A 13,095-nucleotide genomic window follows, 5' to 3' on the forward strand; every position below is an offset into this window, starting at 1 on the left:
GGTCAATCCTCCGAACCTGTATGACGCCCCCAAGCTGTACGCACGACTGTCGACACAGTCGCCTGCCGCATCGAAGCCGTAGAGCCCGCCAGACCTGCAACCGTCGTAGTGACGCTCTGATACTTGACCGCGTTGTTGTTGTTACGGATGCGGTTGCCGATGTTGTCGTTATAGTACGGCTGGGCCGCGAAGGTGTCACCACCGCGATGGGATCATGGTCCGTACAGCATGATCGAGCCCCGCGCGTGCGAGGTACCGCTGGCGCCAGGCATTCCCATGAGAGACCGAACTGGACCAATGTGCTCATTTCGCTTCACAACAATTTCAGGACGAGTTGATAATAAGAGTGAGACGGGGCGGATAGTCACGGATGAAAACTCATAGGAGTGCAAATCAAGTGTAAAGACTTCGCTGGTCAGTTCCTGCGGTGCCGGTCGCCTCGCTCCCGTCGCTGTGTCGAATTCGCTGCGGCCAAGGTCGAATGCTCGATCGGGCTCGTGTTATGTTGCCGGCGATTCTGCCCAGTCCGGTGAGGATTGCTTCCGGTCGCACCACGCGATTGCTTACTGGTGCGGTCGGAAAGCATCGGGATTCCATTAAAGTCTCGAATTTTCGGGTTGCTTGGTTGTACGTGGCAGCAGCGCCTGAACATCGGAGACCATCCCTTGCATGGCCTCGCTCGGGCTGGCGGTCTTTGCTACAACCGACTCGATTCGTGCCTTGATCGCGGTGACGATTTTTGCTGCGTTCGGGCGGGGGAAGCCATACCATTCCGTAAGCCGGGCCAGCAGGCCGCCAGTGACAGCAGAGTTGGCCGCGAATGCCCGACTGAAGGTGATCTGATCGTCGTCCCGACATTGTTCCGGCCGGCGTCGACCGACGAGTGGCGCGTCAGCAGTTGGTCGTTCCGGTGGATCGTAGATGTCGCCTCTCGAGACGCCAATCCCTGGGGACAATGCGAATGCTGCGTCAGCCACTGCCAGCGAAATTCGGATCGACGGATCTGAACGGAGGGCATACCTGTTCGATTTCCAGCCGATCATCGACGCCGTCGGTCGGCAGCGATGATCACGTCGCGGATTCGCGGATCGGTTTGGCCGGCGATCTGGCGCAACAAAATATCTGGCTGTGGCCCGTCGCCACACGTCGTTACGTGCGATATGGGCAGCAGAGCACCTGAAGCGTGCTGACAAGGTGGTGCTGCGCTTTCGCCACTGAAGTCACTGCCGCGCCTTCGCGTAATCTCGGGCGCGCGCACACGCCGACCGCCGACGGGTTTCTATTGATGGTGAGCTTCTTCGGGAGTCGCGGCGATCATTTGACCGCCGGGCGTTTCAATGCCTTAAAACCATCAAACTCTCGACAGCATGGCCGTAAGGTCTACTTTAGGCCCCGAAGCAATTGGATCGTAGACGGTTTACCTCGTAAAGCGATGCTTAATCTCACAAATTCGGAGGATGATCGTGGCTCCGCGTGGTGCCGCTAGGCCCACGCACTAATTCAGTAAAACGAACGATGTTGTCTTGATTGGTGCTTTGAGAAGGGCGGGCTTCAAGATTTTTTCGAGGGTGATGTTGATGTTCCAATGTGGCCCGCCGAATACCGGGAACAGGCGGGAGGAATCCTCGGTATCGCTTACGGTAGTCCGCTCGATGACCGGGCTAAGGCATCATCCAACAAGGACAACCTGCCGCAAGTCTTCCGGCAAACCTCGGCGTAGAGGTTCGTTCAGCCTAATGTTGGTCGGTGCACGTCAATGGCGGGATCGGTGATTTCAGTCCCCCAACGGCAAAGTGGTTAAGCGAATCGAGCGCCATCAGAAAGCGATGAGCAGGCACTGTCGCGAGCTGTTTGTCATGAAGTAACAAAACTTTTTCAATTGCGCTCTTGTCCGCATCAAGCATCTCCCAGGCTTCGCCACGCTCGGCCCTGGCGATACATCGTTCAAGCGCGGCCTCCGCGTGCTGGAAAGGTCGGCTGCCGGCGCTTGCGGGTATTTCCTCCCGAAGATACCAGGCTGTATAGACGGCTTTGAGCAGGCATACCAGCAAATCGACGTTACCGTGGCCGCTGGTGATGGTTTCCAGTGCGAGATGATGTTCGAGTGAAAGTGACCGGATCCGGGCAACCGGAAGCGGCAACAGCATGCTTTTGCCCAGCGGCGGGCGCGAACGCGAGGAAGACTTCCGACTCATTTGATTGGTCAATATTTGGTGCAGCTGGCGACGGTTGAGACAGCCTGCGCGTGCGGCGGTCCATACCTGCCGGCCGGATGAGCCTGATTGTCAAAGAATTCGAAGGTTTCGAATCTTTCCGATTGCTGGTGAGCGCTGGAGGATGAGCTCGGTAATGTAATCGGGCAGGAGATCCCGGAGAAGATTGTCTGGGATGCCTTCCACGCGCTGCGATGGCACCCGTACGATGAACGCGTCGGGATCGGTTCTCAGGCTGTGCTCGTAGCTGACTTGGTAATCCATGTGAGGTGCCGTCCGGCAGACCAGGTGATCGGAAAGGCAGTATGGCGACTGCTTGTTGGTTTTCAAGACCCTGGCGACGCCCGGAATAAATGAACCGGAGGAATACCCGTAAGACGCTGGGAGCCGACCATGCGAGGATGGGCGCATCCGCTGGTACCCGGGATCGCTGTCCCTTTGTCGTGGAACCGAACTCACTGATTTGAAACTTGCGCGGCGCGATCGATATCGCGGCGACGCGCCCATTGTGCTATGGCGTCCGGACGGACTTGCGTGCGTGCCGTCTTCGCGATAGGGTACGCAATCCGTATCTCGGACGCTACCGGCAAGCTACCCAGCGTATGGGAAGCCACCAGGGATGTCATTCAACGAAGAGGAAGAAGGTAATGAACAAGCAGGAACTGATTGATGCGGTTGCGTCGGCTACGGGCTCGAGCAAGTCCATCACGGGTGAGGCAATCGATGCCGTTGTCAGCGCAATCACGAAAGCCGTGGTCAGGGGAGAGACGGTGCAACTGGTCGGGTTTGGCTCGTTCAGTCAGGGCAAGCGCGCCGCGCGTACGGGCCGCAATCCGGCGACGGGCGAGGAAATCAGCATCGCTGCGGCAAAGACCGTGAAGTTCACCGCTGGCAAGGCGTTCAAGGACGCGGTCAACGGCAGCAGGTAAGCAGCACGGTTACCTGTTCGTGGCGCGTAACAGCGGGGCACCCGCCAGACGCGCCACCGACGCGATCCCCTGTTGCTGGATGCGCGACAGCGCAAGGTCGCCGTCGAACCAGCCGTTCGACTGGCTGATAACGACATCCGGCTTTTCAACTAATGTGCGCCAGTGCGGCCACCACAGCAGATCCTCGTAGCAGAGTGATATCGCCGCGCGCTTACCGGCGATAACGGGATACGGTTGCGCGAGACTCCCTGGGACGGCACTGGTTGCTCCTCCCGGGCGCCATAGCGCGAGCGGTACAGGTTGCCGGCTATTGACACGGCCATGCCCCGCACCAATGATGATCGCGCTATCGGTGTACCGCAACGGTACGGTCTTCACGGCGATGTCTATCCCGATCACGAGTGTCTGGCCGATGGCGCGCATGCGTTGGATATCGGCACGCCACCAGAGCGCCGTCGAAGCGCGCCACAAACCGGCGATTTGTTCGGGGAGGATCACGACGATGTTCCCTGCTGCGAACGCGCGCCGGGCTATTGCCTGAAGCCGCGCGTTGCGTTCGTAGAGCGGTGTGTAGCTGGACTGGTCAAAGCGACCGAGTGCTGTGTCGACCGCGATCCATCCGGCAGGCGGTGCCGCAGAGCCGAACTGCCAATGTGCGCAGACAGAAAGGCATACAAGTGCCGTCCACGTGACCCGCGTCCTGGGCCACGCTTGCGGCATGGCGGCGGCGCACAGCGCAGCCATGCCCAGGCCCATGCCAACCCATCGCCATCCAGGATAAAGTGTGCTCGCCACATGGAGCGGCGATAGCCACCCGATGATGCCGACCGGCGGAACAGTGACGACCAATGTCGCGACCACCGCGCGCCAGACGTGACTGCGATCAAGAAGCGAGCGACCGGGTTTGAGCAGGACCCAGGGCAACGCAAGTACGATGGCCTGAAGCACCCACAGCACCATGCCGAGCGCGAGCGCGGGCGGCCGCGTGAGCTCGTCGTAGCCCCCGAAGAACCGCGCACATACCATCGGGATGTCGCGTGCGCCGGCAAGATAATAACTGGCCCAAAGCATGAAGGCAGCGAGCTGGCTGCGCAACCTCGACCAGGCGGCCGGCAACGCCAGCAGCGCGATTGCGTAGTGCCCGGGATACCAGGCAGTCAGTGCGACCGCCGTTCCAATCCCTGCCGCAAGAAGCGTGTGGGCCACGCGCGACGGGTGTTGACGTCCTGTGAGTGCAGCCTGGGGCGAAGCAGAAAATTCGGTGTTTTGCATCATCAGCAGCCCGCGGTAACCCGGAATCCCCCGAAGCAGGAGGACACCTCGCAAGTGTAATCGCGCTGTTGCCCCGTCGGGCCGATCGAACCAACGCAATGCGATGGCCATTTTGTTGTTGAAGAAATTGCTCGTCGATATTCCAGGCGGCGGGAAGCGGAGACGCAGGTTGATCGGATGGGATGAAAATGCCCCTGTTCGCTTGCGAGAACAGGGGCTTCAGGACGACGCCTGTTGTTTCCTCGTGTCTGAAGGCCGTCAGGCATCGCGTAGGACTACATCAAGATAGAGGTGATGTTCGTCTGCACGAATTTCCAGATTCCAGCCGTCGTCAATAACACGGTCGAAAATGGCGGCGTCATGATCGAAATATTCGGCAAAGTCGTCGCCGCCGAATTCGGTACATGCGAGGCTCCACCATTCATCGAATGACACCGTTTCGGGATTGCAACCAACGGCATATGCAATGAGGCGGGATTCGCCGTTTCGCGACGTAACACGCGACGGGCTGGATTTCTCCGACATCATGTAGACGCCGTGATCCTTGACCAGGATGACCCGGCAGGCAAGCGTGCGGGCCTCGACGAGGACCGGACGCAGTTCTGAAGCAGGAAACAGGATCATGCTGCATACCTCCAGAAGTTTAGGGAATTGGCGAAGCTGGGTGGTTGCTGAATGGCGCAGGAACTATCAGCTCCGCCGTCTGCAGTGCAGGGATGGTTCAGGTAGATGAGTTATGAGCGAGGCTATTCCTGATTCACCAGCTGTCGTGCGAGGGCGACCTCGATGCTTTCGCCGCCCTGATTCAGGATGTCGAGACCGGATTCCGGCATGTCACCGGAAGTGGATTGCGAGACGGCAATCTTCTGCCCCATCAGTTTCAGACACCGCATCTGGGCGGTGCCCTCGTACCCGAGAAAACGCACCGTGACGTCGAGCGTCTGACCAATCCGCCAGCTGCGGCGTGCCGCCTGTTGCAACGTATAGACGTTGTAGCCCGACTGAAGAAAAGCGATCGTCGGGAATTCGAGCAGATCTAGACCGGTCTTGACCAGCTCCGGGTTTGTGATGATGACCTCGGCGCCGCGTTCGAGCTGGTCCGCGACCCAGTCCTCGCGTTTTTCAGCAGCGACGCTGGCACGAAGAACGGATGCCCTGACACCGACCGCATCAAAAAGGTTTTTCAGGCGTACCGACGTATCCCGCGTGCCGGTATAGGTCGTATAGACGAGCGTGCGCCGCCGATTGAGCAGTTCACCGCGCACGAGTCGCAGCAGCGCTTCTTCCTTGGGACCCGGTTCATCGTCACGCAGCAATGCGGGCACGCTGGCGAGGATGCGCTTCGTGCGCGGATGACGGACGAGTTCGGGCCGAAAACAGCATTCCGGCCATGCGAGTAGCGCATTAAGCACCACACCGAGCAGACTCTTGTCGCCGCAGCGTAACGCGGCGCGCAGTTCCAACGTCAGCGTCGATTCGAGTGCACGATAGGCGGCCGCCATTTCGTCGGTCATCGCGACCGGGAGCAGCGATTCGTCGTAGGGTGGCAAGACGTTCTGGCCGATCTGCGAGAGCTTAAGAAAGGCCGTATAGGGCACGACGTACCGCATGATGCCCTTGGGGCCGAAGCCCGGGCCCTTCACCGTCGAGACGCTCTTCCGGTCGCCCTTCGCCGTGCGGTGCGACCCTTCATCGACCTGCCTGTGAATATCGATGAGCACGCCATGCTCGCGCATGAAGGCCATGGTCGCCGCTGCCATTGAGCCGTTGCTGTTGTAATTGAACCCGTCGTCGATCAGCATGGCGGGGTGCAGGCGATAGAGCAGGTGATAGAGGTCATCGGCGTAACCACCCATCAGTGTGCCGGTGAGCAGCAACGTTTTCGAGGCCTTGCGGGCCAGCACACCCATGGCCTGTCCCTGCGCAGAATTTTCGTTCTTGTATTCGTGGCCTTCGTCTGCGATCAGCAAGCCGAAGTAGCCCTGGGGAAGATAGCGTTTGATGAACTCCGAGGCCTGATAGCCGCCCTGTCCGAACGAGATTTCAGTGTGGGCGAGGGCACGTTCCATGCGCTTCGCCTGCCGGTCCGAGAAAACGAGCTCACCGCTGTCGTCCATCAGATTGATGAACTCGTACAGATTATCCTGCAGCATGTCGGCCAGCATCGATTCGCCAAAGCGCGAGAGCAGCCGCTCGGCGGTTTTCTCGCCGACGGTTGGCATCTGCAACAGCGCGCCTTTCACCAGCTCGCGCATTGTTCGTGTGCCCTGGCCTTTTGGCGCGAGGGTCCACAGCCGTTCGCCGCAACTGCAGGCACGGCGCTTTTCGTTGAGTGCTGGCCGCGCCAGGGCGGGCGTCATTGGATTGCCGTCCTCATCGCAAACGAATTCGCCGCAGCGGGGGCAGCAGGCAAAGACGCGGGTGACCGCGTCGGTTTCCATGTCGAGCGTGGCGACGCGATGGGCAAAGGCCGGCTTCCAGTCGAAACCCATGCGCATGCGCACGCGACCGAGAATGAAAAACTCCGGCACGGCCGGCTTCGAACGCATGACACGCAGCTGAAGCAGCTTGCGTAACGTGTCAGGGCCGTTGAGAATCCAGACGCGTGCGCCCGGCACCGTCGTTCTGATTTCGCGTCGCCACTTGTAGACGAGGTGCGGTGGCGCGATGACCAGTGTGCGCGGATAACCGGCGTGATGCAGCAGGACTGCGACGCCGATCCCCATCAAGGTCTTTCCCGTGCCCATTTCGGCATTGATGACGCCGCCTGGCGCCTGCTGCGTGAGCAGCGTCGTGATCGCATGGATGACTTCGCGTTGCGCGGGAAATGGTTGACGCGAAAGTTCATTGAGCAATGCGTCCCAGCGTGGTGGTCGGTGGCCGTCATAGATCGACGGATTCTGCTGGCGGACGGCGTCCAGCAGGCCGGCTCCAAAGTTCGCGATAAAGTCCGGTAGCGCGATCACGTCTCGAGACTGATCGCCGGGCACCAAATCTTCATCAATGGCGTTGCTATCGACGACAGCGGGTTGCAGATCTTCCATGATGCGTCTCCATAAGACGCGGGTCGCACGTTTCCCTGGCGGGATGCGTGAGTCCCGCAGGTTGGGGTGAATGTAGAGAGCCGCGGATGCGGCTTGTGCGGTCTGAACCAGCGTTAGTGCGTGTTAGTGCGCGTTAGTCGAGCGTGAGCATGCCGCTGCTGACGAAATCCGAAATGGCCTTCCCGAATGTGTCGCGGAGCGTGACCCGCGAAGCGTGGATGCGCCCGACAGGCGCATAAGGTGTGTTGCCGAGATGGCTGACGAGCTGAGCGCCAAGTGCGTCGAGCACCGGCGTACGCCAAGGCGGCAGCAGCGGTATTGGACTGAGATGTTCGATCAGCGACCAGACGCGGGCCTGAAGGGACTCGTCGTCGTGCGCCTGTGTGTCGCGATCAACCAGCAACCATGCCGAACCAGCGGCTTTCGATGGGTTGAGGAGCGACTCGTCATAAATCCAGGTATGGACAAGGTTCCCGAACAGGTTGTCTTTCGGCAGGCGGCCGCTGTACTTGTCGAGCCGCCGCGGGTCGCCGATAGGGATGACCGCAACCGGCTGGCTGCTGTGTGGATCAAGCAGCGTGAGCTGCCGGATGCCGCCTTCCTGGATACCCAGGTGCAGCGAGGCATAGAGCTGCTGAACGGCGCCATCGCGTCCGAAGGCCGAGACGAAGGTGAGTTCGCCATCGGGTGCACGTACGCAGGCATCGACGAAGATGTCCTGCAGTTCCTTGATGGGATACAGCATGAGGGCGCTCCAGTCTGAATGTCCGGCGCACCCGCCGGGTGCAGACCCGGGCGGGTTGAGGAAGATTCCGGGGCTTCGCGAACGAAGCCGCAGCCGCGCAGACGAAGGCGCCGGAAGAAAGCTGCGGGTGATACGAAGGGTGTCGCGTCACGGGCGACGACGGATCTGCTGCCGGCAGATCAGCGGGATCGCTTTCCCCGAACGTCGTGTGGGACTCTCCGGGAAAGCGCCCCTTTCGAGGGGCGCGCAGGTATGTTCGAAAAATGGGCTCGTGCGTCAGCAGGCATGGAGCCTTTCCAGCAATACACGCAGTTCGCGCGCCTGTTCGGCGGTGACCGTCATCGGCACAAGGGTATCGGGATGCCACGCTTCGATCGCCGCTGCGAGCGGTAGCCGTCGGTCGGCAAGTCGTGCGAACGCGAGCAGCCGATGCGCGGCTGCATGCAATCTTGCGGCGCGTACCGACACATCGGCGGCCGGCCACGTTGCGACGGACGTGGCGTCGAAGTTGAGGACCTGACCATCAAGCTCTTCGTAGTCGTCGTAGAGCAGTGGTATGTCCGGCGTATCGTCCCACAATGTTCCGGCGTCGAAGGCCGCACGTGCGATGGCACAGGCGGCATCGGCGCTGGCGGCCCGAACGCCGACGACGACGCGGTGGCTATGGTCAAGACTGTAGCCGACCATGAAGGCGGGCAATGGCTGCCTCCGGAGGCTCGTATCATTCATGATGTCGTGTCCGTGAAGTGCGGATCCCGCCCCTGCGGGGCGTTGCCCCGCGGGTTTGATGAAGATGATCCAGGTTAGCGGATCGTGACAATCCGGCCGAGGTTAGGGCCGGGGGTGAAGTCGATGCCCGCGATCGTCGGAACAAACCGGTCGCGCATCAGGATCGTGGTCCGGATTTCGCCCTTGTCGGTTTCCTCGATCTGGACTTCCTGCTCCTTCTGCTTGATGGTGTCGCCGCGGATCAACAGGCGCGTGCCGTCGGCGCCCGTCACCACACCTGTGATCTGCCCGGCTGCAAGCGCGAGCGCGAGATGCCAGTCGGACAGATCACGTAGTGGACGCCGCGGCGTGACAGCCTTCGCCGCAAACATCGTGGCGAACTGTGGCCAGAGCGTGGCGTGCTTCAGGCGCTGCAACTCTTGTTCGAGCTGCGGCGCGTCGATCCGTGCCGACATGAAAGCGTATTCGCCGGCCATCGAAGGGATGCGATACGGCTCGGCCGTCCAGCTTTGCGGCAGCTCAGATGGCAGTTCGCCCTCATGGATGCAGGCCAGGCGCGCGGCCAGTGCGGCGTCGACCCCATCCGCCCGGCGCTTGACGCCGACAAGCACAAGCTGCCTGAACGTCTGGTCGGGCGCGAGGAACACCTGGACCTGTGTGAAGTTGCGGGCAATCATCGTGGCGAACTCGCGGTCCATCACGTAATGCGGCACGATCAGGACCAGCACGCCGCCAAATGTGAGCCAGGGGACCGTCCTGAGGTAGAAGATCTTCTCGAGACGATCCGGCTGGCGTTCGCCCGTCTGTGCCTTGTCAGATACGACATCACCGTACGGTGGATTGAGGAGTAGCAGTCCCATGCTACGGGCCGTGATGAACATGTCGTGAACGTCAGTGTGCGCAACCGTATCGAGCACTTCCTTCGCGTGCCACGCACGCTCGCGGTCGTACTCAACACCAAAGGCGCGAACCCTATCGGGCGTCGTGGAGCGCGCAACGAGCGAAGCCCTCAGTTCCTGCAGCGCGGCGCCTTCACCGCAGCAGGGATCGAGCAGTCGCGAGGGACGGTCGGGGTCGGCCAGCGCGAGTGCCGGCATGATGCGCGCGAGTGTGACGGCGTCGGTCGGAAAGTACCCGTTCTTCACAAAATTTCGCGCTAGACGAGGAAAGATCAGGGCCATACGAATCTCCTGTGGGTCACGGGTGTGCCGGAGCGTGGAACCCTGGCACACCGAAGGTGGATCGGAATCAGGCCTTCAGCCAGGTCTGGGTAGACGCCTGGAAGGCGTAGCCAAATGCGCGAAGCTGGTCGCGCTGTTGACGGAACACGCCGCGATCGACGGTCGGATCAAGCTTCACCGGCTCGCCGGCGACGATCGCATCGGCTAGGTCGGTTCCGAAGAGATCGGGCAGATACAGCTCACCAGCATCATTGCCCGTCTGCGCGGCTGCGGGCGCTTCTTCCGCGTGGGCGGGGCGAGGAGCGGCCGGTACGCGTTCCTCGTCGACGGGGTCCGGCTCCGTCGAGGCGGACTCGCGCCCTGTCTCGCTGAACGGTTCGTCGTTGTCCAGTTGCACGTCGGCGAGCTTCGCGCGGATTTCGACGGTGACCTTGCCGTACCACACGTAGCTGTGCGGATAGATTTTGTCGATCAGAAAGGTGCCGGTGTAGGCGCCGGGTTCGAACTGCTCAAGCAGCTTGTCCTTAACCTTGAAGTCGCCGACGGACGTCGTCAGTTCGCCGACCTGGAAGGGGCCGTTGCTGCCCTTGATGGTGCGCACGTCAAGCGTGCCGGAAAGCGAAATCATGATGCCTCCACGGAGTGAGGCGGGACCCTCCCTGGCGGGCATGGTGTCCCGCGGTTTGGGAAAGATCGTGCGGACAGACGGCCGCTGCGCGGTAAGCACAGCGGCACAGCCGAACCGCCGAGCGAAACATTGCAGGCCCTGCTGACAGGTTTTGCCGATAGGGCGATGCGCAACCGGCGCGGACAGGCCGCAGTCATGTTCATTTCCGCAAGCTCATGGACGGAAACTTCCGGCAGGTAGCGCAGGGAGCGCGACGCGTCATGACGGCGTTGATGCATCAGCCTGCGTGTTGCGGGCCGCACGCGTCGGCGCTGCGCTGCCCGACGATATGACGGAACAGACGTGGCGGAAACCTGAACAGTCGCCCGCCGCTTTCGACGATCCACGAGCGATGGTGTCGACTCACGACGACAGCCTCCTTTATCGACAGGCCGCTGAGTGTGAGCACATCGCCTGGCGCGAGCGGGCGTGAGTGTGCCCGTGAGCGTGCCGTATGCCATGCGCGAACCTGCTCGCGCCATGCGGGCGCCACGGGCGGGACCATGTCGAGATAGGCGAGCGGGCAGGAGTAGTAAAGCGGTTCCATCTCCTCGCACATATCCTTGTTTCCCCAGCCTGCGCAGGTTTTGTCCCATGCGAGCAGGTCGCAGCCGATGAAACGCATTGGTGCAACGCCCGCGCGTTCAATTTCCCAGACGGTCCACAGTACGTTGCCACTGGTGCAGTGACGAAGGCAGCGACGTGTCAAGCCGTCATGCTCCTCGTCACCTGTCCGGCGAGCGATCAACTGCGCACGCGTCTGTCCATGACCAAACAGCCATCCCATGATGGTCCTCGCAAGGTGAGGCGAGGCATCGTTCCCGGGGCGGGGCGATGCCCCGCGGGGAAGCACCGCTGATGCGGTGCAGATGATGGAAAAAAGTGAAAACGGCGACCGTGATGCCGGCGTCACACGCGCCGCTGCGCGCGAAGATCGCGACCCGTCGCAGTACGAACGGCGCTGATGATGAACACGGTCCAGTCGGCGAAGTAGCGGCCATCGAAGACGATGGCTCCTGAGTTGAACATGAGCGGGATTGGCATCACGATCTTTGCGGCCGGAACCTCGCCATCCGGCCCGGCGACGTACGCCGTGTCGGGGAAGAACAGGCGCGCTTCGAACGGATCGAGAAAGTCAAGTTCGACATCGCGGGCCCTGATCGTGTGGCAATAGCGCAGTCTGCCGATTAGCGGTCCGTCAAACCCGTCGACAAGCGAGGATCCGAGCGGATCGTCGCGCCCGTTGAAGAGGCCGAGATAGAGGCCGAGATAGAGGCCGGCGGAAAGACCGACGCTCCGGTTCGTGTAGCTCGGCAATATCCGCCCGTCACGGCACCGGAAAACCTGCTGCGAAGGATCGCCTTCGTCGACGGGCCGGTTCGCGGCGTGGGCAAGCGTCCCTGACGTTCGCGCGTGGTGTTTCGTTCGCACACCCGGCCAGTAGTGCAATCCGACGTCGCGGGGCTTGTCGACGGATGCTTTGACGGCACGGCAGCTACAGTTTGACATGGGCATCTCCGTGATGAGTCGCGGAGACGCGCCCCAGCGGGATGCGTTCCGCAGGGTGTAAGAGAAAGGCAGGACGTCAGTCGATCGCCGCGAAGATTTCGCGGCTTTCCGCGTGAGACGGTACGAAGGCGAGCAGCCTGTGATAGAGGTCGGTGAAGCTTGCGTCTTCGGTCGACCACGCCATCGCATTCAGCGCGAACAGCGTGGCAACAATGCCTGCGGCATCGCTGCTCATCTCGCCGTCGTATCCGTTGCCGTCACAGGTGATGGCAAGCGGCCCATCCTTGCGCGGTGACATATAGAATGCGCCGTTGGACAGTTCGATGTAGTCCCAGAATCCACCGTGATAGGTGTCGCATAGCGATGACATTGCGGTGTAGACAGCAACTTCCGCGCGGATCATGTGCCTGCCGAAATAGCGCGGCAGGATATCGATGCGGCGTTCATCAGGCACGATCGTGGCAGTGACGCCGTGTGTTTCGCTGGCTTGAGTCATGACGTTCTCCGGAAAGACGCGGCGAACGGCTGCCCGGGCGGGGAAGCGCATCCCCGCGAAGGTTGGACAAGGTGAGGCCCGAAGGCGTGACAGGAGGTGATTCCGGAGCCCGCGTCACGTGACGTGGGAACAGCCGTGCAGACAGTGGCACCGGAAGCTGGCTGTAAAGGTGTCGCCTCGCGTGGCGACAGACGGGCCTGCAAGCTGGCAGGCCGGCAGTGAAACCGTCATGCGTCATTCGCTCTCATGCGTACTTTCATTGCAGGTGAGAAGCGAATGACGCATGACGCCTGGCAGTTGAACCTGCCAG

Annotated in this window: 14 protein-coding genes; 1 reads left to right on the top strand and 13 read right to left on the bottom strand. The window is 61.3% G+C overall.

Going from position 1 to position 13,095, the window contains the following annotated elements; translation table 11 throughout:
* Nucleotides 1-596: 596 nt before the first annotated feature.
* The 3 genes from B0G71_RS40915 to B0G71_RS08260 all read right to left on the bottom strand — a co-directional run bounded on the left by B0G71_RS40915 (nt 597) and on the right by B0G71_RS08260 (nt 2,477).
* A complete protein-coding gene (locus B0G71_RS40915; protein ID WP_128586059.1) occupies nt 597-1,043 on the bottom strand; it encodes a hypothetical protein in 447 nt (148 codons plus the stop codon).
* Between the two features lie 690 nt (nt 1,044-1,733).
* Nucleotides 1,734-2,195 carry a hypothetical protein gene (locus B0G71_RS08255; RefSeq protein WP_116140934.1) on the bottom strand — a complete coding sequence of 154 codons (462 nt, stop codon included), beginning with the start codon at nt 2,193-2,195 and terminating at the stop codon, nt 1,734-1,736.
* A 90-nt stretch (nt 2,196-2,285) separates the two neighbouring features.
* A complete protein-coding gene (locus B0G71_RS08260; protein WP_093633921.1) occupies nt 2,286-2,477 on the bottom strand; it encodes a hypothetical protein in 192 nt (63 codons plus the stop codon).
* Nucleotides 2,478-2,815: 338 nt separating this feature from the next.
* Between B0G71_RS08260 and B0G71_RS08265 the strand changes: the two genes are divergently transcribed.
* On the top strand, nt 2,816-3,142 hold the full coding sequence (locus tag B0G71_RS08265) for an HU family DNA-binding protein (RefSeq protein WP_404935326.1): 327 nt from the start codon (nt 2,816-2,818) through the stop codon (nt 3,140-3,142).
* A gap of 9 nt (nt 3,143-3,151) precedes the next feature.
* Here B0G71_RS08265 and B0G71_RS08270 read toward each other — a convergent pair whose 3' ends face one another.
* The 10 genes from B0G71_RS08270 to B0G71_RS08315 form a co-directional block, all read right to left on the bottom strand.
* Nucleotides 3,152-4,417, bottom strand: a complete 1,266-nt coding sequence (locus B0G71_RS08270) for a conjugal transfer protein TraB (RefSeq protein ID WP_258875535.1) — start codon at nt 4,415-4,417, stop codon at nt 3,152-3,154.
* 255 nt (nt 4,418-4,672) lie between these two features.
* Nucleotides 4,673-5,038 carry a DUF3085 domain-containing protein gene (locus B0G71_RS08275; protein ID WP_116140938.1) on the bottom strand — a complete coding sequence of 122 codons (366 nt, stop codon included), beginning with the start codon at nt 5,036-5,038 and terminating at the stop codon, nt 4,673-4,675.
* A 122-nt stretch (nt 5,039-5,160) separates the two neighbouring features.
* Nucleotides 5,161-7,458 carry an SNF2-related protein gene (locus B0G71_RS08280; protein WP_116140940.1) on the bottom strand — a complete coding sequence of 766 codons (2,298 nt, stop codon included), beginning with the start codon at nt 7,456-7,458 and terminating at the stop codon, nt 5,161-5,163.
* Nucleotides 7,459-7,591: 133 nt separating this feature from the next.
* Nucleotides 7,592-8,203, bottom strand: a complete 612-nt coding sequence (locus B0G71_RS08285) for a hypothetical protein (RefSeq protein WP_116140942.1) — start codon at nt 8,201-8,203, stop codon at nt 7,592-7,594.
* Nucleotides 8,204-8,479: 276 nt separating this feature from the next.
* Complete coding sequence (locus B0G71_RS08290) at nt 8,480-8,932, bottom strand: hypothetical protein (RefSeq protein ID WP_116140944.1); 453 nt, start codon at nt 8,930-8,932, stop codon at nt 8,480-8,482.
* Nucleotides 8,933-9,006: 74 nt separating this feature from the next.
* A complete protein-coding gene (locus tag B0G71_RS08295) occupies nt 9,007-10,113 on the bottom strand; it encodes a DUF6094 domain-containing protein (RefSeq protein WP_116140946.1) in 1,107 nt (368 codons plus the stop codon).
* Between the two features lie 67 nt (nt 10,114-10,180).
* Nucleotides 10,181-10,741, bottom strand: coding sequence for a DUF3275 family protein (locus B0G71_RS08300; RefSeq protein WP_116140948.1), 561 nt, complete (start codon nt 10,739-10,741; stop codon nt 10,181-10,183).
* A gap of 277 nt (nt 10,742-11,018) precedes the next feature.
* Nucleotides 11,019-11,489, bottom strand: a complete 471-nt coding sequence (locus tag B0G71_RS08305; protein ID WP_258875536.1) for a hypothetical protein — start codon at nt 11,487-11,489, stop codon at nt 11,019-11,021.
* Nucleotides 11,490-11,689: 200 nt separating this feature from the next.
* Nucleotides 11,690-12,289 (bottom strand): hypothetical protein, encoded by a 600-nt coding sequence (locus tag B0G71_RS08310; protein WP_116140952.1) that lies wholly within the window; start codon nt 12,287-12,289, stop codon nt 11,690-11,692.
* 76 nt (nt 12,290-12,365) lie between these two features.
* The gene (locus tag B0G71_RS08315; RefSeq protein ID WP_116140954.1) at nt 12,366-12,785 is read right to left on the bottom strand and encodes an antirestriction protein; all 420 of its coding nucleotides are present in this window, start codon (nt 12,783-12,785) and stop codon (nt 12,366-12,368) included.
* Nucleotides 12,786-13,095: the final 310 nt, after the last annotated feature.

Source organism: Paraburkholderia sp. BL27I4N3, assembly GCF_003386115.1.
In the GTDB taxonomy this organism is placed as follows: Bacteria; Pseudomonadota; Gammaproteobacteria; order Burkholderiales; family Burkholderiaceae; genus Paraburkholderia.

Coding starts and splice junctions, on each gene's coding strand:
- B0G71_RS40915 (WP_128586059.1), bottom strand. CDS start 1,043: ATGATCGGCTGGAAATCGAACAGGTATGCCCTCCGTTCAGATCCGTCG.
- B0G71_RS08255 (WP_116140934.1), bottom strand. CDS start 2,195: ATGAGTCGGAAGTCTTCCTCGCGTTCGCGCCCGCCGCTGGGCAAAAGC.
- B0G71_RS08260 (WP_093633921.1), bottom strand. CDS start 2,477: ATGGATTACCAAGTCAGCTACGAGCACAGCCTGAGAACCGATCCCGAC.
- B0G71_RS08265 (WP_404935326.1), top strand. CDS start 2,816: ATGGGAAGCCACCAGGGATGTCATTCAACGAAGAGGAAGAAGGTAATG.
- B0G71_RS08270 (WP_258875535.1), bottom strand. CDS start 4,417: ATGATGCAAAACACCGAATTTTCTGCTTCGCCCCAGGCTGCACTCACA.
- B0G71_RS08275 (WP_116140938.1), bottom strand. CDS start 5,038: ATGATCCTGTTTCCTGCTTCAGAACTGCGTCCGGTCCTCGTCGAGGCC.
- B0G71_RS08280 (WP_116140940.1), bottom strand. CDS start 7,458: ATGGAAGATCTGCAACCCGCTGTCGTCGATAGCAACGCCATTGATGAA.
- B0G71_RS08285 (WP_116140942.1), bottom strand. CDS start 8,203: ATGCTGTATCCCATCAAGGAACTGCAGGACATCTTCGTCGATGCCTGC.
- B0G71_RS08290 (WP_116140944.1), bottom strand. CDS start 8,932: ATGAATGATACGAGCCTCCGGAGGCAGCCATTGCCCGCCTTCATGGTC.
- B0G71_RS08295 (WP_116140946.1), bottom strand. CDS start 10,113: ATGGCCCTGATCTTTCCTCGTCTAGCGCGAAATTTTGTGAAGAACGGG.
- B0G71_RS08300 (WP_116140948.1), bottom strand. CDS start 10,741: ATGATTTCGCTTTCCGGCACGCTTGACGTGCGCACCATCAAGGGCAGC.
- B0G71_RS08310 (WP_116140952.1), bottom strand. CDS start 12,289: ATGTCAAACTGTAGCTGCCGTGCCGTCAAAGCATCCGTCGACAAGCCC.
- B0G71_RS08315 (WP_116140954.1), bottom strand. CDS start 12,785: ATGACTCAAGCCAGCGAAACACACGGCGTCACTGCCACGATCGTGCCT.